Origin of the sequence: Texcoconibacillus texcoconensis (assembly GCF_014202575.1) — a bacterium.
Lineage (GTDB): Bacteria > Bacillota > Bacilli > Bacillales > Salisediminibacteriaceae > Texcoconibacillus > Texcoconibacillus texcoconensis.
In genome coordinates, this window is the sequence record NZ_JACHHB010000001.1 from 410,953 (window position 1) to 434,824 (window position 23,872).

Annotated in this window: 23 protein-coding genes and 2 tRNA genes; 9 read left to right on the forward strand and 16 right to left on the reverse strand. The window is 40.9% G+C overall.

The window, feature by feature from the left end:
- Positions 1 to 26 precede the first annotated feature (26 nt).
- Together HNQ41_RS02000 and HNQ41_RS02005 are read right to left on the reverse strand one after the other, a co-directional pair.
- The gene (locus HNQ41_RS02000; RefSeq protein WP_184662735.1) at positions 27 to 449 is read right to left on the reverse strand and encodes a GNAT family N-acetyltransferase; all 423 of its coding nucleotides are present in this window, start codon (positions 447 to 449) and stop codon (positions 27 to 29) included.
- A gap of 6 nt (positions 450 to 455) precedes the next feature.
- Positions 456 to 968, reverse strand: a complete 513-nt coding sequence (locus HNQ41_RS02005; RefSeq protein ID WP_184662736.1) for a YjcG family protein — start codon at positions 966 to 968, stop codon at positions 456 to 458.
- A 520-nt stretch (positions 969 to 1,488) separates the two neighbouring features.
- On the opposite strand from HNQ41_RS02005, the gene HNQ41_RS02010 reads away from it, so the two are divergent.
- Entirely contained in the window at positions 1,489 to 2,049 is a 561-nt protein-coding gene (locus tag HNQ41_RS02010; protein WP_184662737.1) for a phosphatidylglycerophosphatase A family protein, read from the forward strand.
- Between the two features lie 29 nt (positions 2,050 to 2,078).
- Here HNQ41_RS02010 and HNQ41_RS02015 read toward each other — a convergent pair whose 3' ends face one another.
- On the reverse strand, positions 2,079 to 2,555 hold the full coding sequence (locus HNQ41_RS02015; RefSeq protein WP_184662738.1) for a GNAT family N-acetyltransferase: 477 nt from the start codon (positions 2,553 to 2,555) through the stop codon (positions 2,079 to 2,081).
- Positions 2,556 to 2,745: 190 nt separating this feature from the next.
- Between HNQ41_RS02015 and HNQ41_RS02020 the strand changes: the two genes are divergently transcribed.
- From HNQ41_RS02020 to HNQ41_RS02030, 3 genes are all read left to right on the forward strand, one after another.
- Entirely contained in the window at positions 2,746 to 2,937 is a 192-nt protein-coding gene (locus HNQ41_RS02020) for a hypothetical protein (protein ID WP_184662739.1), read from the forward strand.
- A 90-nt stretch (positions 2,938 to 3,027) separates the two neighbouring features.
- Positions 3,028 to 3,103: transfer RNA gene (locus tag HNQ41_RS02025), tRNA-Val, on the forward strand.
- A 72-nt stretch (positions 3,104 to 3,175) separates the two neighbouring features.
- A tRNA-Val gene (locus HNQ41_RS02030) sits at positions 3,176 to 3,251 on the forward strand.
- Between the two features lie 108 nt (positions 3,252 to 3,359).
- Here HNQ41_RS02030 and HNQ41_RS02035 read toward each other — a convergent pair.
- The 7 genes from HNQ41_RS02035 to HNQ41_RS02065 all read right to left on the reverse strand — a co-directional run bounded on the left by HNQ41_RS02035 (position 3,360) and on the right by HNQ41_RS02065 (position 11,424).
- Positions 3,360 to 4,889, reverse strand: coding sequence for an acyl-CoA carboxylase subunit beta (locus tag HNQ41_RS02035; RefSeq protein WP_184662740.1), 1,530 nt, complete (start codon positions 4,887 to 4,889; stop codon positions 3,360 to 3,362).
- Between the two features lie 50 nt (positions 4,890 to 4,939).
- Positions 4,940 to 5,722 (reverse strand): enoyl-CoA hydratase, encoded by a 783-nt coding sequence (locus HNQ41_RS02040; protein WP_184662741.1) that lies wholly within the window; start codon positions 5,720 to 5,722, stop codon positions 4,940 to 4,942.
- Between the two features lie 55 nt (positions 5,723 to 5,777).
- Positions 5,778 to 6,683 (reverse strand): hydroxymethylglutaryl-CoA lyase, encoded by a 906-nt coding sequence (locus HNQ41_RS02045; RefSeq protein WP_184662742.1) that lies wholly within the window; start codon positions 6,681 to 6,683, stop codon positions 5,778 to 5,780.
- A gap of 48 nt (positions 6,684 to 6,731) precedes the next feature.
- Positions 6,732 to 6,944: an acetyl-CoA carboxylase biotin carboxyl carrier protein subunit gene (locus tag HNQ41_RS02050; protein WP_184662743.1), complete on the reverse strand. Its 213-nt coding sequence runs from the start codon at positions 6,942 to 6,944 to the stop codon at positions 6,732 to 6,734.
- A 102-nt stretch (positions 6,945 to 7,046) separates the two neighbouring features.
- Positions 7,047 to 8,387: an acetyl-CoA carboxylase biotin carboxylase subunit gene (locus tag HNQ41_RS02055; protein ID WP_184662744.1), complete on the reverse strand. Its 1,341-nt coding sequence runs from the start codon at positions 8,385 to 8,387 to the stop codon at positions 7,047 to 7,049.
- A gap of 165 nt (positions 8,388 to 8,552) precedes the next feature.
- Complete coding sequence (locus HNQ41_RS02060) at positions 8,553 to 10,196, reverse strand: fatty acid CoA ligase family protein (protein WP_184662745.1); 1,644 nt, start codon at positions 10,194 to 10,196, stop codon at positions 8,553 to 8,555.
- Positions 10,197 to 10,251: 55 nt separating this feature from the next.
- Positions 10,252 to 11,424, reverse strand: a complete 1,173-nt coding sequence (locus HNQ41_RS02065) for an acyl-CoA dehydrogenase (protein ID WP_184662746.1) — start codon at positions 11,422 to 11,424, stop codon at positions 10,252 to 10,254.
- A gap of 256 nt (positions 11,425 to 11,680) precedes the next feature.
- Here HNQ41_RS02065 and HNQ41_RS02070 point away from each other — a divergent pair, with 256 nt between their 5' ends.
- Positions 11,681 to 12,337 (forward strand): carboxymuconolactone decarboxylase family protein, encoded by a 657-nt coding sequence (locus tag HNQ41_RS02070; RefSeq protein ID WP_184662747.1) that lies wholly within the window; start codon positions 11,681 to 11,683, stop codon positions 12,335 to 12,337.
- 139 nt (positions 12,338 to 12,476) lie between these two features.
- Here the strand turns inward: HNQ41_RS02070 and HNQ41_RS02075 are convergent, their stop codons facing one another.
- The 6 genes from HNQ41_RS02075 to HNQ41_RS02100 all read right to left on the reverse strand — a co-directional run bounded on the left by HNQ41_RS02075 (position 12,477) and on the right by HNQ41_RS02100 (position 19,499).
- Positions 12,477 to 13,028, reverse strand: a complete 552-nt coding sequence (locus HNQ41_RS02075; RefSeq protein WP_184662748.1) for a CBO0543 family protein — start codon at positions 13,026 to 13,028, stop codon at positions 12,477 to 12,479.
- A gap of 1,143 nt (positions 13,029 to 14,171) precedes the next feature.
- On the reverse strand, positions 14,172 to 14,645 hold the full coding sequence (locus HNQ41_RS02080; RefSeq protein ID WP_184662749.1) for a 2Fe-2S iron-sulfur cluster-binding protein: 474 nt from the start codon (positions 14,643 to 14,645) through the stop codon (positions 14,172 to 14,174).
- Positions 14,642 to 15,484, reverse strand: a complete 843-nt coding sequence (locus HNQ41_RS02085; protein WP_184662750.1) for an FAD binding domain-containing protein — start codon at positions 15,482 to 15,484, stop codon at positions 14,642 to 14,644. The genes HNQ41_RS02080 and HNQ41_RS02085 overlap by 4 nt, the downstream gene beginning before the upstream one ends.
- Positions 15,481 to 17,802, reverse strand: coding sequence for a xanthine dehydrogenase family protein molybdopterin-binding subunit (locus HNQ41_RS02090; protein ID WP_184662751.1), 2,322 nt, complete (start codon positions 17,800 to 17,802; stop codon positions 15,481 to 15,483). Before HNQ41_RS02090 ends, HNQ41_RS02085 begins: the two co-directional genes overlap by 4 nt.
- Before the next feature lie 21 nt (positions 17,803 to 17,823).
- Complete coding sequence (locus tag HNQ41_RS02095; protein ID WP_184662752.1) at positions 17,824 to 18,471, reverse strand: NTP transferase domain-containing protein; 648 nt, start codon at positions 18,469 to 18,471, stop codon at positions 17,824 to 17,826.
- On the reverse strand, positions 18,468 to 19,499 hold the full coding sequence (locus HNQ41_RS02100; protein ID WP_246421448.1) for an XdhC family protein: 1,032 nt from the start codon (positions 19,497 to 19,499) through the stop codon (positions 18,468 to 18,470). The genes HNQ41_RS02095 and HNQ41_RS02100 overlap by 4 nt, the downstream gene beginning before the upstream one ends.
- Before the next feature lie 180 nt (positions 19,500 to 19,679).
- Here HNQ41_RS02100 and HNQ41_RS02105 point away from each other — a divergent pair, with 180 nt between their 5' ends.
- From HNQ41_RS02105 to HNQ41_RS02120, 4 genes are read left to right on the forward strand one after another with little or no spacing between them, the layout of a single operon-like run.
- A complete protein-coding gene (locus tag HNQ41_RS02105; RefSeq protein WP_184662779.1) occupies positions 19,680 to 21,236 on the forward strand; it encodes a spore germination protein in 1,557 nt (518 codons plus the stop codon).
- Positions 21,237 to 22,322: a GerAB/ArcD/ProY family transporter gene (locus HNQ41_RS02110; protein WP_184662753.1), complete on the forward strand. Its 1,086-nt coding sequence runs from the start codon at positions 21,237 to 21,239 to the stop codon at positions 22,320 to 22,322. It begins immediately after the preceding gene.
- A gap of 18 nt (positions 22,323 to 22,340) precedes the next feature.
- Positions 22,341 to 23,531: a Ger(x)C family spore germination protein gene (locus HNQ41_RS02115; RefSeq protein WP_184662754.1), complete on the forward strand. Its 1,191-nt coding sequence runs from the start codon at positions 22,341 to 22,343 to the stop codon at positions 23,529 to 23,531.
- Positions 23,531 to 23,758 (forward strand): hypothetical protein, encoded by a 228-nt coding sequence (locus HNQ41_RS02120; RefSeq protein WP_184662755.1) that lies wholly within the window; start codon positions 23,531 to 23,533, stop codon positions 23,756 to 23,758. The genes HNQ41_RS02115 and HNQ41_RS02120 overlap by 1 nt, the downstream gene beginning before the upstream one ends.
- The last annotated feature ends 114 nt before the right edge of the window (positions 23,759 to 23,872 follow it).

A 23,872-nucleotide genomic window follows, 5' to 3' on the forward strand; every position in this document is an offset into this window, starting at 1 on the left:
CCCTTTCGCTCTCACTCCCCTAATTATTACAAAGCCTTCACCATTTCAACATGAGGGATACCCGCATCGTAAAACAATCCAGACGTTGTTTTATAATCAAGCTTTTCATAAAACTTTTCGGCTTGTGTTTGTGCGTGCAAATGTAATTCATCTAAATTCTTATCAGTAGCTAATTGCTCGATATGTTTCATAAGTTTATACCCAAGGCCTGTTTTACGATGTGATGCGCGGACACAAATTCGCTCTACCTTACCGTAATCATGAACTTTCCTTAACCTACCTGCGGCTACTGGCTCCCCCTCATCATACGCAACAAAATGCCACGCTTCATTTTCATGTTCATCAATCTCTTCTTCCTCAGGTACCTTCTGCTCCTCGACAAACACTTCCATCCTTACTTTGAAAGCATCTTGTCGTTGTTCTTCGGTCGTTACTGTGTAAATATTCAATCGATGTCATTCCTTTCCTAGTAAAAACGTTTCATAAACTGTCCAAGAGCCATTTTCTAATTGGTAAAGTAACGAAAAACGGTCTACCATTTCTTCATGATCAATGGTTTCCATTTTTAACCTTCCAAGCACATCTGAACATTCAGCATCTTTTAAATCTTGACCAATTGTAATATGCGGGACAAATTGGTAAGTTACATGGCGACCTAGCTCGCCTTCATTTAGACGTTCATGTAAACTCATTAATGTTTCATGTTCACGAACTTTCATATAGATCGTATTTGTTACAGGATGAAACGAGCTGAATTTATAAACTTCTAATGGAAATGGCTTCGTTTGTTTTGCAAGCTCGCGAATTTTTTTCACCATGCTTTCCATTTCAAAATCACCAGCAGCAAATGGCTCTTTTAAAGTGATGTGAGGCGGAATAAGCGAATAATGAGAGTCATAACGCTTACGGTATGCGTTAGCGATATCTTGCAATTTCTTTGACGGAAAAATAGATACTCTATAATTCATCGAATCCCTCCTATCCTCTGGTTTACCACATTGCCACGCGGTTAAATCGTGATCTTCACTTTATTCATCATACCAGTTGCAAAATCCTTTTTCATCACTTGAATTTTTTCTTGTTTTTTTAAAATCGAATGAATTTCTAATAGATGATGTAAAGATCATTTCCGAACATGGGTTGTGATTTTCACTGCAGGCGGATGCTTCCAAAAGGCTTGTCTTCAGCTAAATTCAGCTCCACAAACCGTCGCTGAATTGGATCTTCAGACTGCGCTTATCCTTAGGGAGTCGCCGCCTTTCGTTTCAATCACTCATTTCCAAAACGAACGTTGACCTTTGTGATAACTAATTACCTTCGTGATGTTTCTTAAAACCCTTCATGATGAAGTTGGTTCAATCGTCTTCTTTTTTTGTTTTTCTTTCAACTAAAAGATAGACGTTTAATATCTATGTATTAAGGGTATAGGTCAATTGTTTGTAAATATGCGCTCCCCCTTAAGAATCGAGCATAGAAAGGAGTACAAACATGACAAAACGACAACCTGTACATTGTCACGAAGTCGAGAAAAAAACGAGGGAACTGTTAGAAGAAAGAGGCGTAACGATTGAAGATATCGCTGAAATTGTATATCAATTACAATCTCCATACAACGACGCATTGACGCTCGAAGAATGTACTCATAGTGTTGATGCTGTATTAACAAAACGCGAAATCCATCATGCTGTCTTGGTTGGTGTTGAACTAGATAAACTCGCCGAAAAGAAACAACTGTCTGAGCCGTTGCAATCCATCGTTGAAATGGACGAAGGGTTATTTGGTGTAGATGAAACCATCGCCTTTGGCTCTGTCTTTGGATACGGAAGCATTGCAGTTACGTCTTTCGGTTACCTTGATAAAGAAAAAACAGGGATTATCAAAGAACTAGATACAAAAGAAGGAGAAACAGTCAATACATTTTTAGATGACCTTATTTGTAGCATTGCCGCGAATGCATCTAGTCGACTTGCTCACCGGTTACGCGATCAACAGGAATCACTTCGAGAAGAGGAAATTAGAAGAAGAGATGAAGAACAACGCATCGGATAGGTCTTCCCCCTTCTAAAAGGCAGACTTCATTAATCGACGTCTGCCTTCAAATCTTTCATCATAAAATCACGACAGTTTCGAAACCCGTGTTTCTCATAAAACTTCGACGCATCATCATTTCCATACCAATAGTCTAGTTCAATCACATCGACATTTCGTTTTTGTGCCAATTGTTCAATTTCCTTCATGAGTTTCGATCCATACCCCTTTCCCTTTTCTTCTTCCGATATACTGATTTGATGGACTTGAACAGCCCGATACCCTTTCATAAATGTGTTTTCAGGGTAATACTTAAATTCGATCCATGCGTAGCCAATCGATTCTTGTTCATTTTCTATCAGTAAAAATAAAAAGTTCTCGTTCTGCATAAGCTGTTTAAACGTACTTTTCACTTCATCATAATTATACGGTTTAAAAATATACGGGTGCATTTGTTCATGCTGATCATGGACTCGTTTGTTTAACTTTGCAACCGTTACGTAATCTAATGTTCGTTTAACGTTCATCTTAACTCCTTCCCTTTTAGATAAAATAGACGCTTCCATTCATTATAGGAAGCGATCCCTTTTACTGTGAATGAAACGGAAAAGTTCAGTTAAGGTAAGCATGATGTTTCGTCTTGCTTCTAGAGATGAATCATGCTAAAGTGTCTCTTAGTTGTTTGAACATCGATCATGCACTCTTGGGGTGACCACTTTGAAAGAAAACGGTCGAAACAAAACACACTGGATCTATTTTCGACAAATATTTGACAGTAAATTTCAAGCTAGCTGCTTGAAAGCCAAAATTGAAGAGAATTGGCACAACGGATATGAACTTCCGCCTTGGGTTGAAATTCGTAAATTAAAAGATGAACGTTACGTTGTGCGCTACACATTCGATGAATAACTGCTTTTGTTTTCAAAAAAAATTTCGTCTTGACGCTAGGAAAATATTCATGTATATTAAATATTGTCGCTGACAAGAGCACCACGCATTGATCCGTTAGCTCAGTTGGGAGAGCGCTACCTTGACAGGGTAGAGGTCGCTGGTTCGAGCCCAGCACGGGTCACCATTTTATATATTGACTTTTGTATTTTAATGAACTATAATATTAATTGTCGCTAATAAAGCAACCATCACATTTGATCCGTTAGCTCAGTTGGGAGAGCGCTACCTTGACAGGGTAGAGGTCACTGGTTCGAGCCCAGTACGGGTCACCATACATATAAACGTTCAAAGTCCTTGTTAAACAAGGACTTTTTTTAATCAAAAAAATCGGGTAGGTTCATCGCTACCCGACTTTCCGATTCATATCTTCTTTAAGATGATTATACTGGATAAACTGGATGTTTACGCTCAGAAAACACCATATTTTTTGACTGGTATGAATCAAAGCGATTCGCTAGTTCCTCTCGCAATGAATTGGGTGGCACAATACCATCAACAATCATTTCTGATGCTAATTTGTAAATGTCGATATTGTCGCGATATTCCTCATGCTTCTCCTTAATAAATGCAGCCCTTTCTTCTTCTGGTAATTCAGCAATTTTATTTGCATATACTGCATTTACAGCTGCCTCCGGTCCCATCACAGCAATTTGTGCACTCGGTAACGCTAGACAGCAGTCAGGTTCAAAAGCTGGACCTGCCATCGCATAAAGACCTGCTCCGTACGCTTTACGAACAATTACAGAAATCTTCGGAACAGTCGCCTCAGACATGGCAGAAATCATTTTTGCTCCGTGACGAATAATCCCCGCTTGCTCAACTTTTGTGCCAACCATAAACCCTGGTATATCTGCTAAAAACAATAAAGGAATATGATAAGCATCGCATAATGTAATAAACTTAGCGGCTTTATCAGCAGAATCGTGGAACAAAACGCCACCTTTCATTCTTGGCTGATTTGCAATGATCCCGACCGGCTGCCCATTTAGCCGCGCTAAACCTGTGATCAATTCAGGCGCAAACCGTTCTTTAATCTCAAAAAATGAGTCTTCGTCAATGATACGATCGATCAAGTCTTGCATATTAAAAGGAGCATTTTGGTTTTTTGGAATAAGGTCTTCGATCGTTTTTTCAAAAGACTTCGGTTCCACCGTCTCTTTAACAGGTGGCTTTTCAGAATAACTCGCCGGGAAATAAGATAAATAGTTTCTTGCCTTAGAAATCGCCTCTTCTTCATTTTTCGCTAAAATATCTCCGCAACCTGAGACGCTACAATGCATACGAGCACCGCCCATCTCTTCTAACGATACCTTTTCCCCAATCACCATTTCCGCCATTCGAGGTGAGCCTAGATACATCGAAGCATTGCCATCCACCATAATAACCGTATCACAAAAAGCAGGGATATAAGCGCCTCCTGCTGCAGAAGGACCAAACAACAAACATACTTGCGGGACTTTTCCGGACAGCTTTACTTGGTTATAAAAAATCCGCCCTGCTCCTCGTCTACCAGGAAACATCTCTACTTGATCAGTAATTCTTGCTCCTGCAGAATCGACTAAATAAAGCATCGGTACGTGTAATTTCTCAGCTTTTTCTTGAATGCGGATAATTTTTTCAACTGTTCTAGCTCCCCATGAACCTGCTTTAACTGTCGAATCGTTTGCCATCACACAAACCGTTTGACCATTGACCTTGCCAACACCTGTGACAACGCCGTCTGCTGGTAAGCTGTCTGCCATACAGTTTGCGAGCATGCCATCTTCGAGTTCGATTCCTTCATCAAATAACAACTCCAACCGTTTACGTACGAATAATTTGCCCTTTTTTTCGTTACTTTCATGATATTTAGGCGGTCCACCTTGTTCAATTTGGTCGATTTTATTTTGCAAGTCCTCTCCAACTGACATCTTCATTTCCCCCTTCTGACGATTCTTCAACTCATTGCTCATAGATGTACCTACTCCCCTTTATATTGCGGTGCACGCTTTTCTTTAAATGCCTGTAAACCTTCCATCCGATCTTTGGTAGGGATCGTCACTTCATAGGCATTTTTTTCGATGGCTAGACCTGTCTTCAAATCGACCTCTGTTCCTTTATCAATCGCAAGTTTTGCTTGTTTAAGAGCAACGGGTCCATTGGCTGATATTTGTTGAGCGAACTCACCCGCTTTATCAACAACTTCCCCTTTTGGAACAACATGCTCAACTAAACCGATCCGCGCCGCTTCATCAGCAGCAATACGTTTGGCTGTGAAAATCATTTCTTTCGCTTTCCCCCGCCCTATCAATCTCGGCAAACGCTGTGTCCCGCCTGCCCCTGGTATAATCGCTAGTGAGGTTTCTGTTAAGCCAAGCTTGATATGTTCAGAAGCGACTCGAATATCACAAGCTAGCGCTAGCTCCAATCCTCCGCCTAAGGCACTACCGTTTAATGCACAAATCACAGGTTGAGGCAACGCTTCCACATCGTTAATATTTTCTTGGATGAGAGAGACCGTCTTTCGAACTTCGACAGCGTCCATCTCTCTGCGCTCTTTTAAATCTGCCCCTGCACAAAAAACCTTTTCCCCAGCAGCGGTTATGATCACACAACGTACCGCTGGATCAAACTTGATTTCATAAAGAACGTTTTGGAGGTCATATAGCATTTGCAATGATAATGCATTCGCTGCTTCTGGCCGGTTTAATGTCACAGTCGCAACGCCTTCATCATTAACTGAATATAGAACGAATTTACCCAAAACAATCAGCCTCCGTTTTCAAGCATCTTCCTCATAACGCTCATAATAAATTTTTTCAACAACTTTTTGCGGTAGCTGCTTGCAAATTATGACTAGGAAGAGGCCGCCCAATTTTCTTCTCAATAAACTGTGCTGCCAAAAGTAACTTCTCCTGGTTGATACCTGTTTGAATATCCATGCCTTGAAGCATGTAAAGCAAATCTTCTGTCGCTAAGTTGCCCGATGCACCAGGCGCATATGGACAACCACCTAGTCCACCAATAGATCCATCGAAAGTGGTTACCCCCATATCAAGAGAAGCAACAATATTAGCCATTGCTGTTCCTCGCGTATCGTGAAAATGCATCGCTAACCGTTCTCGCGGGAACCTATCAAGCAACACATTTAAAACCGTTTGCACTTGACTCGGGTTTGCAACACCGATCGTATCACCGAGAGACAGTTCATCAACGCCCATTTCAAATAAGTTTTCGGCCACCCTAATGACATTTTCAACAGCTACATTTTTCTCATAAGGGCATCCAAAAACGGTTGATATGTAGCCTCTCGTCGTTTTACCAGCATTTCTTCCTTCTTCAATGACAGCTTTTAGTACAGGAAACGTCTCTTCAATTGATTTATTAATATTTTTTTTATTGTGCGTTTCACTAGCTGACATAAAGACGGATATTTCATCAATCCCTGCTTCGATCGCTCCCTCAAGTCCCTTTTGATTAGGGACTAATGCTGAATACGTGATATCATCATGACGCTTCATTTTCTTTGCCACTTCTAATGTATCTGCAAGCGCTGGAATCCATTTCGGATTCACAAACGAACCAACTTCAATATATTTCAACCCTGAATCTGATAATTGATGAATCAGTGAAACCTTATCTTCCGTAGAAATCAAGGTTTGTTCATTTTGTAGCCCATCTCGAGGACCGACCTCTTTAACATCAACTTTATTCGGAAAATTCATGAGCTCCCCCCTGACATTAAGGAGTTTAGAAAAGAAGAAGATATTTCTCTATGATAATTCCAGCAAAACTTCCCCTTCGTCAACAAAGTCCCCTTCTTGTTTTTTCAATTGTTTAACCGTCCCACTAGTTTCTGCAGCAATCGGAATTTCCATTTTCATTGATTCTAAAATCACGACATCTTGACCTTCTTCTACCCGCTCTCCTTCACCTACCAACACTTTCCATAAGTTTCCTGCCATATTCGATTTCACTTCGCTCATTTTATATCCCTCTTCCTTTAATATTTAATGATGATCGATTGTCTTGAGCCCCTCCTTAGCTCCTTACCCGGCACTAAGGGGGGACTCATGGTCTCTATCTGATTAGCGCTTTAAATACTTTGTTATAAATTTCGTTGTTACATCTCCATTTTTAAAAGCTTCATGGCCAATCACTTCTTGCAGCATCGGAATATTCGTTTTTATTCCTTCAACTTTGTAATCATCTAAAGCGTGTAATAGATATTCAATCGCTTCTTCACGATCTTTTCCTTTAACGATTAATTTTGCAATCATTGGATCATAGTGTGGTGTTACGACTGAGCCCTCGCTCACCGCACATTCATTCCTAACGTAAGGTTTTTTAGATGGAAGAAAAGTAGTGATTTTACCTGGTGAAGGAAAGAATGTTTTCGGGTCTTCCGCATAAATCCGTACTTCGATCGCATGGCCTTCACGTTTGACATCACTTTGCGCGAAAGATAATTTCTCCCCAGCTGCAATCTTCAGTTGCTCTTCAACAAGATCAATGCCAGTAATCTCTTCTGTCACTGGATGTTCTACTTGTAAGCGGGTATTCATTTCTAAAAAGTAGAAATTCTTTTGTTCGTCAACAAGAAATTCAATGGTTCCTGCATTTGTATAATTGAGGGCTTTAGCAGCTTTTACTGCAGTCTCTCCCATTTTGACTTTCGTTTCTTCATCTAAAAATATAGACGGTGCTTCTTCAACGACTTTTTGGTTGCGCCGTTGTATAGAGCAATCCCGCTCCCATAAATAAATGGTATTGCCTTCACCATCAGCTAGAACTTGAATTTCAATATGGCGTGGGTTTTCAATGCATTTTTCAATAAACATCGTTCCGTCACCAAAAAAGTCTGTTGCCCTTTTTTGATTCCCTTCATAAGCTTTTCTTAGTTCATCTTCATCCCTAGCGATTTGCATACCAATTCCACCGCCACCAGCTGAAGCTTTTAACATCACTGGGAAGTTCATTTCTTTCGCCAACTCAACGGCATCTTCTACATCAAGTAACGGTCTTGCAATCCCTGGTACTACAGGAATCCCCGCTTCAACCATCGCTTTACGCGCTTCTACTTTACTACCCATGCGAGCGATGACCGAAGAATCAGGTCCGATAAATCGAATACCCGCTTCTTCACAACGATTAGCAAATGTCGTATTTTCCGATAACAAACCATATCCGGGATGAATCGCATCCACACCTGCTTCTTGAGCAATTTCTAGGATCTTATCGATATTTAAATAGCTTTCATTGACACGTGGTTTCCCAACGAGATATGCTTCGGAAGCCATTTTTACATGCGGTGAATCAATATCAGCTTCTGAATAAATGGCAACTGTTGAAATCCCATGTTTTTTGCATGTTCGAATAATACGACAAGCAATTTCACCACGGTTTGCAATTAGAACTTTTTCGAACAATAAAATCACCTCATAATTGAATTAATACCACTGCCCCTTAGAGGTCTGATTATTTTAAATTTTTAAAATATTTTAATTAAACGTTCATCAATAATGATATGAAAATAAAACGTTATTATTCTTCAAGAAAGTACAAATTGGGTGATATCTTTTAAGTTCCTCGGTCTATTCAGCCAAGTGAAGTTCGTTAACCGCCTTTTCTTTTAGCTTAAATTTCTGGATTTTCCCTGAAGCTGTCATTGGATATTCATCGACAAATTGAATATAGCGTGGAATCTTAAACTTAGAAATTTTTCCGTGGCAATAATGATAAATTTCTTCGTCTGTTGCGGTCTCTCCATCTTTTAAAATAATCCAAGCGGAAATTTCTTCCCCATATGTTTTATCTGGAATACCAACAACTTGAACATCTTGTACTTTAGGATGCTGATATAAAAATTCCTCAATCTCCCGTGGGTACACATTCTCTCCACCACGAATGATCATATCATTCATCCGCCCTGTAATTCGGCAATATCCGTTTTCATCCATCACGGCTAAGTCACCTGTATGAAGCCAACCATCTTCTGTAATTGTCGCCGCTGTAGCTTCTGGGTTTTTATAATAACCGTTCATCACGTGATACCCTCGTGTACATAACTCACCTTGGACACCACGAGGTACTTCTTCATTTGTTCCAGGTACGACAATTTTCACTTCCACGTTCGGTAACGCGCGTCCGACCGTTTCTACCCTTAATTCAAGTGGATCATCAACTCTCGTTTGTGTAATGACAGGTGATGATTCCGTTTGCCCATAAGCAATCGTAATCTCATCAGCACCCATACGATTCACAACAGATTTCATCACTTCAATCGGACAGTTCGAACCTGCCATCACGCCTGTTCTTAATGACGATAAGTCATACTTTTCAAAATCACCGTGGTTAAGTTCTGCAATAAACATCGTCGGAACACCGTGCAGCGCTGTACACTTTTCATCCTGCACCGCTTGTAACACTTTTTGCGGGTTAAATTCTTGGACAGGAACCATTGTTGCCCCAACCGTCACAGATGCCATCGTTCCTATCACACAGCCAAAACAATGGAAAAATGGAACTGGAATACAAAGGCGATCACTTGAAGATAAATTCATACACTGAGCAATATTAAATGCATTGTTCGTTAAATTATTGTGGGTGAGCATCACCCCTTTAGGAAAACCAGTTGTACCTGATGTGTATTGCATATTAATGACATCGTCCGCTTCTAAACGATCCATTCGTTGTTGTAGGGCTTCGTCACTTACTTCTTCACCCATCTTTAAAATATCAGACCAATTGAACATCCCCGGGTGCCTCTGTTCTCCTAAGAAGATAATATTTTTTAAGTGTGGGAGTTTTTCAGACTGTAGTTGACCAGGTTTTGCTGACTTTAATTCCGGTATTATTTCATACAACATATCGATATAGGATGCATCTTTAAATGAGTCCATAAGAATGAGCGTCGATGCGTCTGAATGCTGCAATAAATACTCTAGTTCCGATGTCCGGTAATTTGTATTTACAGTTACTAACACAGCACCCATTTTCCCTGTCGCAAATTGAGAAGTTACCCATTCAGGGCGATTCGTCGACCAAATGGCAACATGTTCCCCGCGTTCAACCCCTAACTTCATGAACCCCTTTGCAACTTTTCGGCACAGCTTATCAAACTCTTGGTACGTATACCTTAAATCGCGATCAGTATACACTAACGCTTCATGTTCTGGTTGTTTACTCGCGACTTGTTCTAACAACTTTCCTATTGTTACATTTAAAGTCTCTGCCACACAAGATGCCTCCCTTTATGGACATGTTCTTTAAAGAGATGTTCTTTCGATGAGACTACCCGTTCACCTTCGCTTTTTTCTTTTCACCACACCCTAATTCACGAGCAATTACTAACCTTTGAATCTCTGATGTCCCTTCTCCAATCTCCATTAACTTTGCATCTCGTAACATGCGTTCAACGCCATACTCTTTCATATATCCATAGCCACCATGGATTTGAATCGCTTGGTTACATACGCGCGTCGCCATTTCAGATGCAAATAACTTTGCATAGGCTCCTTCTTTCGTAAACTTTTTCCCTTGGTCTTTCAACCAAGCTGCCTTTAATACCATATTGCGGGCTAACTCAATTTCCATTGACATATCCGCTAACTTAAATTGAATCGCTTGGAAGTTGGAAATCGGTTGGCTAAATTGCTTTCGTTCTTTTGAATAGGCGAGCGCGGCGTCAAATGCACTTTGAGCAATACCGACCGCTAATGAAGCAATCGAAATTCTGCCCCCATCTAATGTGTATAAAAACTGTTTAAAACCTTTTTCAGGATCACCTAATAAGTTTTCTTTCGGAACACGAACATCTTCTAAAATAAGCTCAGATGTATTCGAGCCACGGACGCCCATCTTGTCATAGTTGCTATTGATCGTAAAACCCGGTGTATCTGTCGGGACGATGAATGCTGATATGATATTTTTTCCTCGAGCATCTTTACCTGTAACCGCCGTTACAATGACTGTTTTTGCAAATCCAGCATTTGTAATCCAACACTTTTCACCGTTAATGACATATTCATCTCCATCTAAGACGGCTTTCGTTTGCGTTCCACCAGCATCAGAGCCAGCATTCGGTTCTGTTAATCCAAATGAACCTAATGCCTCCCCAGAAGCTAACGGTACTAAATATTTTTGCTTTTGCTCTTCAGTACCAAAGTAATAGAGTGGACTCGCCCCTAACGAAACAGCTGCAGCATAACTCAGCCCTGTACTTCCACACGCTCTCCCGATTTCTTCAACAGCCAACGAATAAGAAACGGTGTCACCTCCTGATCCTCCGTATTCCTCTGAAAATGGAATCCCTAAAAGACCTAATTCACCCATCTTTTTGAAAGTATCAATAGGAAATTCTCCCGTTTCATCGATTTCCCTAGCTTTGGGAGCGATTTCATTTTGTGCGAAATCCCTAACCATGTCTTTGAGTAATTGCTGTTCTTGTGTTAACTCAAAGTTCATTTACACCTCTCCTTTTCATAGATGTTTACGATATAAGGTTGTGTTGTCCCTTTTTGAATCATATGCCTCTGTTATCCTGAAAATGACGATCACCTATGAATGTGAGGTCCAAAATTGAAATGTGATAGATCTTTAGGTGCTCAGTAAGATCCTTTCCACCTGAAAGCGTCATTTTCATAAAATGACATCAATGTTTTTTATGGTACTTTGACTCAGTGTTTTTCATCATTTACTAACGATTTATAGGAGGCCATTTATGAGTAACGAATCATTATATCAAAAATCTTATTTCAATCGTCTTTCTGAATTAAAAGACTACGCACCAGAAGTATTTGAAGCTTTTATTGACTTTGATCAGAAAGCATTAGCTCCTGGAAAATTGACAACGAAATTTAAAGAACTCATTGCCGTAGCTGTTGCCCACGTAACGGGATTCCCTTATTGCATCGAACTTCATACGCAAAACGTAAAAAAAGAAGAAGCTTCAAAAGAAGAAATGACTGAAGCGATTATGGTTGCAACAGCTTTAAAGGGCGGTGCTGCATTCGCTCATAGCGTCAACGCACTCAATACATATGACGGTCATGAAGATGAAGAACTTTATAAAAAAAGTTATTTTTCAAGAATTAAAGAACTTTCCGATTTGAATAATCAAGCGTTTGAAGCTTTTGTTAACTTTGATCAACAAAGCATGAAAGAAGGCAAATTAAGCAAAAAAGAAAAAGAATTAATTGCTTTAGCTTGTGCGCATGTTACTGGATGTGCTTATTGCATAAACATTCATGGAAAGGGCGCCAAGAAAACAGGTTCCTCCCCCGAAGAGGTAGCAGAGGCAATTTTCGTTGCTACGTCTTTAAAAGTTGGTTCTGCCATCACCCATAGTGCCAATGCATTGAATGCTTATGACGGTTAAAATTGTTCATTAGCATCATTTTCCATAAACAATTAAAGGCAGCGAAATCATCGCCGATTTCAGCTGCCTTTTTAATATATCAAAATGAATCACTTAAAACTTTAACCGACCACATACTACCCTTCCAACAAATACTTTTTCAATAATGATGATCCATCTGCATGAACTTTTGAACAAGCCATTTAAATATCACACCGATGATAAAGTAAAACGGAAACGAGTAAATATGCTCCCACTGGTACATTTCATATATTTGCAACCAAATTAATATCGGCTCTAAAACAAAAGCAAAGACGATTGCCAGTAGCAACATCACGCTGTTAAACGACTTCCACCCTGTAAACTTCTGATACACCATCATATAAAGATAAGGCATCATTCCTAAATGAATTGTAAGAATTGGCGGAACTAACGGTGTAGCCTTATACGGATACCCCCATAACATGAACGAAACCCCAAACACATCTAAAACTTCCGCAGTTAATGCAACCATTAATCCATATGTAACAACCTCAACAACCCTTTTTTTATCTAAAATAGCGATCCAAATGATAAACAAACTAACCGAAAGAACGAAAAGTAACCACCAATTGAACGTAAATACATTCTCATTTAACCAATAATCAAAGTTTGCCTCTTTCAATTGCTGACTTAATTCAACGATATCATCCCAAGTAGTTTTGCCTTCCATGATCTTCACACTCCTATATTTTAGGGTGCAAAATCATTTTATTTTTATGTGATAATCTCACTTGTTCTTCTCACATTTTTATAACGGAAAGGTGACTTTTATCCATCAAAAAAGTAACTGAGGTCACTCTAACAAGTTACTTGCTAGGTGCAAAATCATAAGTCGCAGACCAAATCACATGAGAAATTGGATAAATATCACAACACAAATCACAATATTATTCACAATTAAATAAGGGTTTGAAGATGGCTATCCACTATTGTTTTCTAGTTAATTTGTTCAACATAACCCTTTGATTCGGACAGGTCTATTGCTTTTTTTACTCTAACTGTCCGAAGATTCCTTGAGTTCGGACAGGTCTACTGCTTTTTCTACTCTAACTGTCCGAAGGTTCCTTGGGTTCGGACAGGTTCACAGTTTTTTCTACTCTAACTGTCCGAAGATTCCTTGAGTTCGGACAGTTCCACAGTTTTTTCTACTCTAACTGTCCGAAGATTCCTTGAGTTCGGACAGGTTTACTGCTTTTGCTCCTCAAATTGTCCGAAGGTTCCTTGGGTTCGGACAGGTTTACTACTTTTTCTACTCAAACTGTCCGAAGGTTCCTTGGGTTCGGACAAGTTCACAGTTTTTTATACTCTAACTGTCCGAAGACACCTTGAGTTCGGACAGGTTTACTGCTTTTGCTCCTCTAACTGTCCGAAGATTCCTTGAGTTCGGACAGGTTTACTGCTTTTGCTCCTCAAATTGTCCGAAGATTCCTTGAGTTCGGACAGGTTTACTGCTTTTGCTACTCAAACTGTCCGAAGGTTCCTTGAGTTCGGACAGGTTTACTGCTTTTGCTCCTCTAACTGTCTGAAGAACCTCTTGGGTTCGGACAGGTCTACTGCTTTTGCTCCTCTAACTGTCCGAAGAACCTCTTGGGTTCGGACAGGTCCACAAATTTTTCCCACTCTAACTGCCTGAAACTCCAACCATGTTACAGGAGGGGAATAATATGAGTTTTCACGACGATTTAGTGATAAAACATTGATAGAGCAATAAAAACGCATGAGATTTCTTGTGTGAAACCCCATGCGCCCCCTTTGCGTTTTGATTGTTTTCACCTCTCAAGTAAACCAGTTAGAGATCACTCAGCTGCTTTTACTAACGTTTATGATGTTCTTGACCACCATACAAAACTGATTTTACAGCAGCTTCAATTTCTTCATATCCTGTACATCGACATATATTCGAATCCATCCACGATTTGATTGTTTCACCATCTGCTTCGGGATGATTTTCCTTAAGAGAATGAACATTCATTATAAACCCTGGTGTACAATAGCCACACTGAAAGGCAAAATGTTCAACAAATGCTCGTTGCACCGTTGCATCTGTTAAACCTTCAATTGTCGTGACGTTTTGATCGACAGCTTCAATGGCAAGCATAAGACAAGATTTCATCGGCTTTTTGCCGACAATAACCGTACAAGCACCGCAGTCTCCATTTAAACACCCTGGTTTTGAACCCGTTAAACCCAGGTTTTCTCTTAATACATCTAAAAGCGTATCTGCAGGTCGAATGAGGACTTCACTTTCTTCCCCGTTTACGTTTAAAGTGACGGCTACTTTTGTCACCTTACCTCCTCCATTTCTAACCCTTCAAACACATCAAGCAACGTATTTTTTAAAACAAACATCCGATAATCGCTAGATGCTTCCGAATCATGTAAAACCTCAGCGGGTACATGACGAATGGCCAATGATACACGCTCTTCTAACGGTCGTTTTGTATCATTTAAGAAAGGCTCCATTTCCTTGGCACGAAACGGAAAAGAACATAACCCGCTTATTGCTACTCTTAACTGACCATCTACCTTAATACCTACGACCGTAATAACAGGGTATCCTGTATCCCATTGTCTACGCCTTTTGATACTGATATTTGCCGCTTCGATCATTTTCTTGTTTGTCACTAGTTGAACGAGACACTCGCCTTCTTCTAGTTGAAGGGATTTTTGAAATACATCAAGGATCGGCCGTGTTTCCTCCCCTTCCCTACTAGCGATCACGACTTCACTTTCAGAGACTAAAAAAGGTAACACAGCTTCACGGTAAAAGATTTTCCCACAAATGTTCCCACCTAGTGTCACTTTCGTTCGCGCTGTATGATCAGCAACCTCACTCGATGTTTTCGTAAGCAATGGAAACAGGTTCGCTTCTTCAATCTCACTTAAAGAAACCGCTGCGCCTAAATACAAATTCTCTCCTTTAAATGTCATCATCTGACACTTTGATATTCCTTTAATATCAATGACCGCATTCGTGTATAAATAATCTAACCTTCCAAAGGTGATAATTTCTGTTCCCCCAGAAAAATACATCGGTTGTTTGCCTTGCTGGCGCAATGACTCAAATAATCGCACCGCTTCCTCTACCGACGAAGGCTTATAATAGTCAAAATCAAACGGAATCACTCCCCTATCCCCTCCTTCGTTCGCCAAATGAGCTCAGGCGTTAACGGTAGTTGACGGAGAGGGACCCCCACCGCGGTTGATAACGCATTACCAAGTGCGGCAGGCATTCCTAATAAACCTTGTTCACCAGCCCCCCGCGCTCCATATGGGGCATCGATATGGGGCGTTTCCACAAATTCAACGATGTACTCTGGATGCTCCCCATAATGAATCGGTCTGTATGTTCTTAATCGAGGATTTAATACCCTCGCTTGTTCATCAAAAACAAAGGTTTCCCTTCCTCCGAAAGCCAACCCCATACTCATCGCGCCTGTCACTTGCCCTCGTGCAGATTTTTCATTTAATACTTTTCCCACATCAATGACAGATGCAGCCCTCAACATTTTATACGTATAATCTCTACGGTCAAATTCAACTTCAATCGCTTGCGCTCCGACACTCCATTCAGGACCAGGATTTCCCTTTCCCGTTTCTGGGTCTAATTCGGTCAGATGTCGCAAAATATAATTTCCTCGCCCGATAATTTGCCCGCCAATTGCGTTCCCATTTGGATACGTATAGCCATAGGCAATATCTTTAAATTCAAGACCAACTGATGGCTCCTCTCGCAAAAACACCCGACCGTTCCCAACATCTAAATCATCGACCCTCGCTCGCAATATCGTTGAAGCGATCTTTTTTAATTGCGTCAATGCGTCATCTGCTGCTGCAAGGGCTGCCCTTCCTGCCATAAATGTCCCACGGCTAGCAACTGTCTTCCAATGCTCAGGTGTCGTCTGTGTATCAACTTTCATTCGCACATGAACATCGCGAACATCTATACGTAAACGATCCGCGACCATTTGTGCTAATACAGTTTTCGTTGCCGTCCCGATTTCAACGACACCTGACATGAGATTGACCGTTCCGTCCTCATTAAATGTCAAAATCGCACCTGATGTTGAATCTGTCGGGATCGTTGACGTTTTCCATAAACAACTGACCCCTTTAGCCCGAACGATCCGATCATTTACTTCAACAAGTTCGCCCTCATCCCAATTGATAAGCTTCTTTACTTTTTCAATACACTTTGGAACATGACCGATTGTACTTCTATTAAGACGTACTTGTGTAGGTGTTGTATGTCCTGGAAGAATCGCGTTTTTTTCGCGTAATTGTAGAGGATCAATGTGGAGTTTTTTTGCGAGAATGTCCATTGTTCTCTCAAATGCAAATAACACTTCAGAATGACTAAATCCACGATATGGCGCAGGATAAGGGTGGTTCGTGTATACACTATAAGAGTCACACTTAACATGATCAATTTTGTATGGCCCCGTGCAATCAACAGCGCCAGCACGACTTAAATGAATCGCCTTATCTGAATAAGCGCCACCGTCGAATAAATAGACGATTTCAGCTACTTTTAACGTTCCTTCCTTCGTCGCCCCAAGCTTCACTTTCGCATCCAAACCTATGTGACATGGGGCTGTGATCATATCTTCTTCTCGGGAATAAAATACTTCAACTTGCCTTCCACCGACCGCTTTTGAAGCAATGTAAGCAAGAATTTCTTGCTGAACAGACGCTTTGCCTCCATAACCCCCACCGACCAGTGGCGTATTGACAATCACCTTTCCTACTTCGATACCAAAATAATCATTCATCAACTTTTTGACCATAAATGGCGCTTGCGATGACGTGTCAATCACAACAGATCCGTTTGCTTTAATTTCCGCTTTCGCACTTCTTGTTTCCATCGCCGTATGATCAGACGGGGAAAAAGAGAAGCTCTCATCAACCGTCACTTCACTTTCGCGCCAGCCTTTTTCAATATCACCTTTACGAATTTTTGTATGGTTAGAAATGTTCGACTTTGGGATCGGTTCAATCCCTTCATCTTTTTCGTATTCAGCAACATTTTCATGCACGAGCGGTGCGTTTGCTTCAATGGCATGACTTGGTGATTGAACTGTCGGCAATGGTTGATAACTTACGTGAATGAGATTTGCTGCACGTTTTGCCACTTCAGGTGTATCAGCAACGACGAGTGCGACAACTTCTCCATGATAACGAACTTTATCTGTAGCAATAGGAGGACGATCGCGAACTTCTTCTCCTATCAGTGGGAGGTTTTCACCTGTAATCACAGCGCGAACACCCTTTACCTTCCTAGCTTCACTCGTATCCTTAGCAGTCATTTTCGCATGTGCATAGGGACTGATCACTTTTTTTGCATAGAACATCCCTTTCGTCCGCTCATCATGTGTATACTTCGCCTTACCTGTCACTTTTTCCAGCGCCTCTTTTCGTATGACACTATCACCGATGTTTTCCAACGTTCCACCCTCCTGTGATCGTCATTCCTCTACATTGTATGGGTAGTACGCTTTGTTTACCGCTAATTTTTTCACTCGGTTGTAATCTTCCTTCGTATCAACATCAAAAAAACAAGCCTCATCCTCATAGTCGACAAACTGACCCTTATTCCTCCATGAACCTGTCAATCGTTCACGAGCCCCTTGATCACCCTGTAATTCAAGTAGTCCCGAAAAAGCGTGTTTTGAAAATAATACAGGTGGCCGTACTCTCCCGTTCCATGACGAAGCAACAAAGTAAGCATTTGTTTGCTTTCGATAGGCTTCAATCAGCTTATCAATTAACGTTTTTGACACAAATGGTTGATCTGCAAGAAACACGACTGCTGCATCGGCACCGATTGTTAAAGCACGCCTGACGCCTGTCTTTATAGATTCACTGATTCCAGAATCCACTTTTTCGCAACGGATATATTCTAAATCCCCTTCATGTCGGAGTGTTTGATCAAGCCAGCATAAACGGTCGAACGGACGGGTGACAATCGTTGTGAAATTGACATGAGAGTTGAGAATCGTATACAAACCATAACTCCCTAAAGAAGAATCACCTACTGGTAACATGAGCTTGTTCATTTCCATACGCTGGCTTCGGCCTGCAGCAAGGTAGATCCCGACGATAAAAGGGCTCACCGTACCCCTACCTCTTCTTTCACGCCATGTCGGACAACCTGGATCAATTCTGCAACGATACTAATCGCAATTTCCGTTTCGCCACGCGCACCGATATTTAAGCCAACAGGTGTGTGTACATCAGTTTGAACTTCTATCCCTTCAAGTAACTTCTCTGTTCTTTTTTTAGCTCCTAAAATTCCTAAGTAACGGACAGGGACATGTGAGATTTGCTTGAGAATCTCTCGGTCTTGTAGGAAATTGTGCGTCATGATTACGACGAAATCTTCTTTTCTTATGTCAACGCGCTCGGAGATTTCCTTTGGAAAGGCAATGATACAATCCTCCGCTTCTGGAAACCTTTCCTTTGTACATATACCCGGGCGCCAATCACACACTGTGACTGAAAATCCAGTGTTCGCCGCTAAGGTTACAAAAGGAATCGCATCTAATCCTGCACCAAATAATACAAGCCGCGGTTTAGGTTGATAAGTATGTGTATAAATGCAGGTTTCTGTATCTTCACATATACGCATTTGTGTTGGTTGAGAAAATAAGCCTTCATGTTCACACACCGGAAACGCTTGTTCAGCTGTTTTAAATGATTGACCCTTCTTTACATAAAATTGTTCATCAATCAAATGAAACGCTTTTGTTAACCTTTTTGTATGCAAAACAGACTTTCCCTCTTCAACATGCCTTTTCAAAAGTAGGAGCTCTTGTTTTCGCTTTTCATCAACGGGTTGCAATAATATATAGATCACACCATTGCAGCCGGCTCCTTGCCCCCACATGAAGTCTGATTCCTCTCGCAAATCATACTTGATGGTTTTAGACTGACCATCATGCAATACCTCGTTTGCATGATAGGAAAGATCCTCTTCTAAGCAACCAGCACTAATCATCCCGATTTGTCTACCTGTCTCTTGAAACAACATCAAAGACCCTTCTTTTTTATAGGCCGATCCTTCAACATGAATCACCGTTGCTAAGACACTCTTGAGCTCACTGACTTCTAAAACTTCCAGAATTGAATACATGTCGTCCATTGTTGTCCCTCCTTTCAATTGTTCCTATATACATACGAGAAACCAAATCAAATTACCACCTCGAAAAAGAATCATTTCTATAAAAGGAATAATTTTTTACATCCTCCTCAAACTAACGAAGAAAACAATTCTTATGAAGGAAGAGGGGGTGACACCTTGATTCGCAGATTTACGCAAAAAATGAAAAAATCAAACCAGAATTTTAAAGAAGAGACCGTCAAAGCATTAAATGAAAAAGAAGAGCAACCAAAAGAGCTCTCAATAGACTTAAAGCAAAACGAAGAAGTGATTCATGCCATTTATGATAATAGTTTTGATATCGTTATTCGGCCATTTTCAGCAAGTGATGGAACGAAAGGTTTAATGATCTACATAGACGGTCTTTGCAATACTGAAGAAATAAATGAAAATGTGTTAACCCCTCTGATGAAAGATGCAGAGTTAACGACGAACAATATCGATACCATCATCGAACAACACCTTACCATTTCGGAAGCCACGAAAGTGCATACATTTAACGAATTGATTGAAGAAGTCTCTAGTGGACACCCCATTATTTTATTTGATGGAAATGCGACTGGGTGTTCGCTCTCCGTTGAACAATTTGAGATGAGATCGGTCGATGAACCAGAAGCAGAACAAGTCGTCCGAGGCCCAAGAGATGGCTTCATCGAACCACTCATCGTCAATACGGCTTTGTTAAGACTAAGGATAAAAAGCCCACGTTTAAAAATAAAAACGATGAAGATTGGCATTCAAAGTCGTACAAATGTCGCTATCGCTTATATAGAAGAAGTTGCTGATTCAACTTTAATTGAAGAGGCAGAAAACCGCCTTAAACGAATCGAAGTCGATGCCGTTTTAGAAAGTGGAAATATTGAAGAAATGATAGAAGACCATCCATATTCACCGTTTCCACAAATCCTCAATACTGAACGAACGGATGTCGCATCGTCCTATTTGTTAGAAGGACATGTCGTTATTCTCGTCGATGGATCACCGATGGCTTTAGTTGCGCCGACAACGTTTTATTCCCTGATGCAATCAGCGGAAGATTATTACCAACGGTTTCTCATCAGTACGACTATTCGTTGGTTACGCTATTTGTTTTTGGTTATCGCTTTAACCTTACCATCTTTATATGTTGCGGCACTTACCTACCATCACGAAATGGTGCCAACGGCGCTGATGATAAGTATTGCCACCGGCAGAGAACAAATCCCTTTCCCCGCGATGGTCGAGGCGTTTTTAATGGAAGTCATTTTTGAAGTGTTACGTGAAGCAGGTCTTAGACTCCCGAAACAAATTGGACCTGCCGTCAGTATCGTTGGTGGTTTAATTATTGGTGAAGCGGCAGTAACAGCGGGGATCGTATCGGCCCCGATGGTTATCGTCGTTGCTGTAACAGGTGTCTCGTCATTTGCGATCCCTCGTTACAACGCAGGGATTTCCATTCGAATGCTCCGTTTTCCATTATTATTCTTAGCCGGTATGTTAGGCTTACTTGGCATTATGGTTGGCTTAATTGGGATTATCGTCCATTTAAGCTCAATACGATCCTTCGGTGTTCCTTATTTAGCACCAATGGCACCGGCTAATTTTAGTGATATGAAAGACGTGATGATGCGTGTACCAAAATGGGCGCAAAACACAAGACCACGCTTGACTGGTGAGAGTAATAAGAACCGACAATCACCTCAGCAAAAGCCTAGTCCTGAGCGCGGAGGGGAATCATAAATGATTGAAAAAGGAAGAATTTCGGCTATGCAAATGGCCATTTTAATGTACCCAGCCATTATCGCGACCGGTGTTTTAATCGTTCCTTCTCTCACAGCAGAAAATGCAGGTCGCGATTTATGGATATCCCCCATTATTGGTTCGAGCATTGGCTTTTTAACGGTTTATTTGGCTTACAAGTTACATCAATATTATCCTGGACAAACGGTGATTCAATATAGTGAAGAAATTCTTGGTAAGCCGTTAGGAAAAGCGATTGGCTTTCTCTTCTTATTTTTGTACCTTCACCTAAATGGTGTCATCGTGCGAGAATACGCCGAATTTGTCATCGGTGTTTTTCTATTAAATACACCAATGCAAGTCATTTACGGAACCATCATCATCGTCTGCGCCTTTGCAGTACGTGGCGGTCTTGAGGTCGTTGCGAGAACCGCGCTCATATTCGTACCTGTCGTCACCTTTCTAATCTTTGTGCTCATTGTATTATTAATCAACGACTTAGATCCTACAAACATGTTACCGGTCTTTGAAAAAGGGGTTACTCCGGCTTTAAAAGGGTCGATCGCACCGCAAGCTTGGTTCAGTGAATTTTTTGTTATGTCCTTTTTACTTCCTTATTTAGTTGATCAAGAGAACGGGTTGAAATGGGGAATGACCACCGCCATCTTCGTTATGGTGACATTGTCAATGACTAATTTAGTTGCCTTATTTTTGTTCGGTGATTTTGTCGATTCGATCCTTTACCCAGTGATGTCTGCAGCCCGGTACGTAAGTGTGGCGGAATTTTTTGAACACCTTGAATCTGTCGTTATGGCCCTCTGGGTCGCTGGTGCCTTTGTGAAAATATGTGTTTTTTACTACGCCCTTTCTTTAGGAACAGCTCAATGGCTAAAGCTTTCAGAATACAAAGCCGTTGTCCTTCCGTTTGGCTTCCTTATCATTATTTTTGCTAGATGGTCCGGAGATAACCTTGCTGATTTAAAAGATTTTTTAGGAACGCCAGCCCCATGGTACTTATTAACGTTTCAAGTGGCTCTGCCAATACTTCTTATCATCATTGCATTCATTAAAAAACGTCGCGCTTAGGTTGAGGAGGCAAATTTCATGAATCATTTTCAGTGCAAAAAAATTTTACATAGATGTCGTCTTCTCATTTTCCTTAGTGTACTCACATTATTGTTAAGTGGTTGTTGGGACCGACAAGAAATCAATGACCTTGCCATTGTATTAGGTGCAGGGATCGATATAACCGACGAAGGTCTTATTGATCTTTCCGTTGAAATTGTGACTGCTCAAGAAGGACAAGAAGAAGAACAAGGGGGCGCCCAAACATACGTCGAGTCAGCCACAGGACAAACCGTCGTAGATGCGACCTCTACACTCCAACAAAAATTGTCACGACAGTTATTTTGGGGACAGATGGAAGCGATCATCATGAGTGAAAACATGGCTAGAGAAGGTGTCCATGGCTCCCTTGACTTCTTCGCTCGCCAACCACAAACACGGTTACGAAACTATATCTATGTCACTGAAGAGAACCCAAAAGAAGTGTTTGCTGCTACACCACACCTCGAAGTAAGTACCACGAAAACATTAGCCGAATTGTCCGAATTTCAAGCTGGCCTCAATGTTACAACGTTAGATTTTTTACGGGCCCTTGAAAGTGAAGGTGAACACGGGGTTTTACCAATGGTCGAGACATTACCTCAGGACGCTGGTAAAGAGGAGGAACAAACGGATTTAATGGGAAATCGAGCTGCTTTGTTTAAAAGAGACAAAATGATTGAAAGTATCGACATGGACATCACTCGTGGTGTCATGTGGTTACGTGACGAGATTGAAGGCGCAACGGTCACACTATCACCCGAACGGAGTGAAGGGTTAATCTCTATGTATATGATTCGTTCCGACGTTAATTTCAAGCCGCAAATTCAAGGCGGTACGTGGAAAATTCTCGTTGAGGCGAAAAGTGAAGATGACATCTTCCAAAATGCCAGTAACTTAGACTTAAAAGAGGTCGATAACGTTAAGATGTTGGAAGGTGAATTAGCCACACAAATTGAAGATCGAATGCGAGAAACACTAGAGGTTGTCCAACAAGATCTTCAATTAGATGTTTTTGGTTTCGGTGAAACATTTCGTCGCAAGTATCCTGAAAAATGGGATGAAGTCAGAGACCAATGGGATGAAAAATTTGCCGAGGTCGAAGTTGACTTTGACATTGAAACGATTATTCATCGACCAGGACTTTCTTCTGAACCAACTGGTTTGCCAGAAGGTGAGGTGGAAGAATAATGCCAAACATCGTAAACGCGATTGGTATCACATTACTCGTCGGCCTCATCGCTCTCTATGAGTGGCCAAAAATCAATCCAGAACAAAAAAAAGAAAAGAAAGCTTTTGTCGTTTTATCTGTTATAGGCTGGGGCCTTGCGCTATTACTTGTCTATTTCCCTAATATTGCTGGCCCCAATGATTTGATCGATTTTATTTACCAACCGATAACAAAAATGATGGAGTAATCAAAAAGAATAAAAAAAGAAGGGGCTGTCCCAAAAGTCGGTAAAATAACCGACTTTTGAGGACGCCCCTCTTTTTATGGAAGACAATATAATCCCGCTCGAATCCGTTACAGG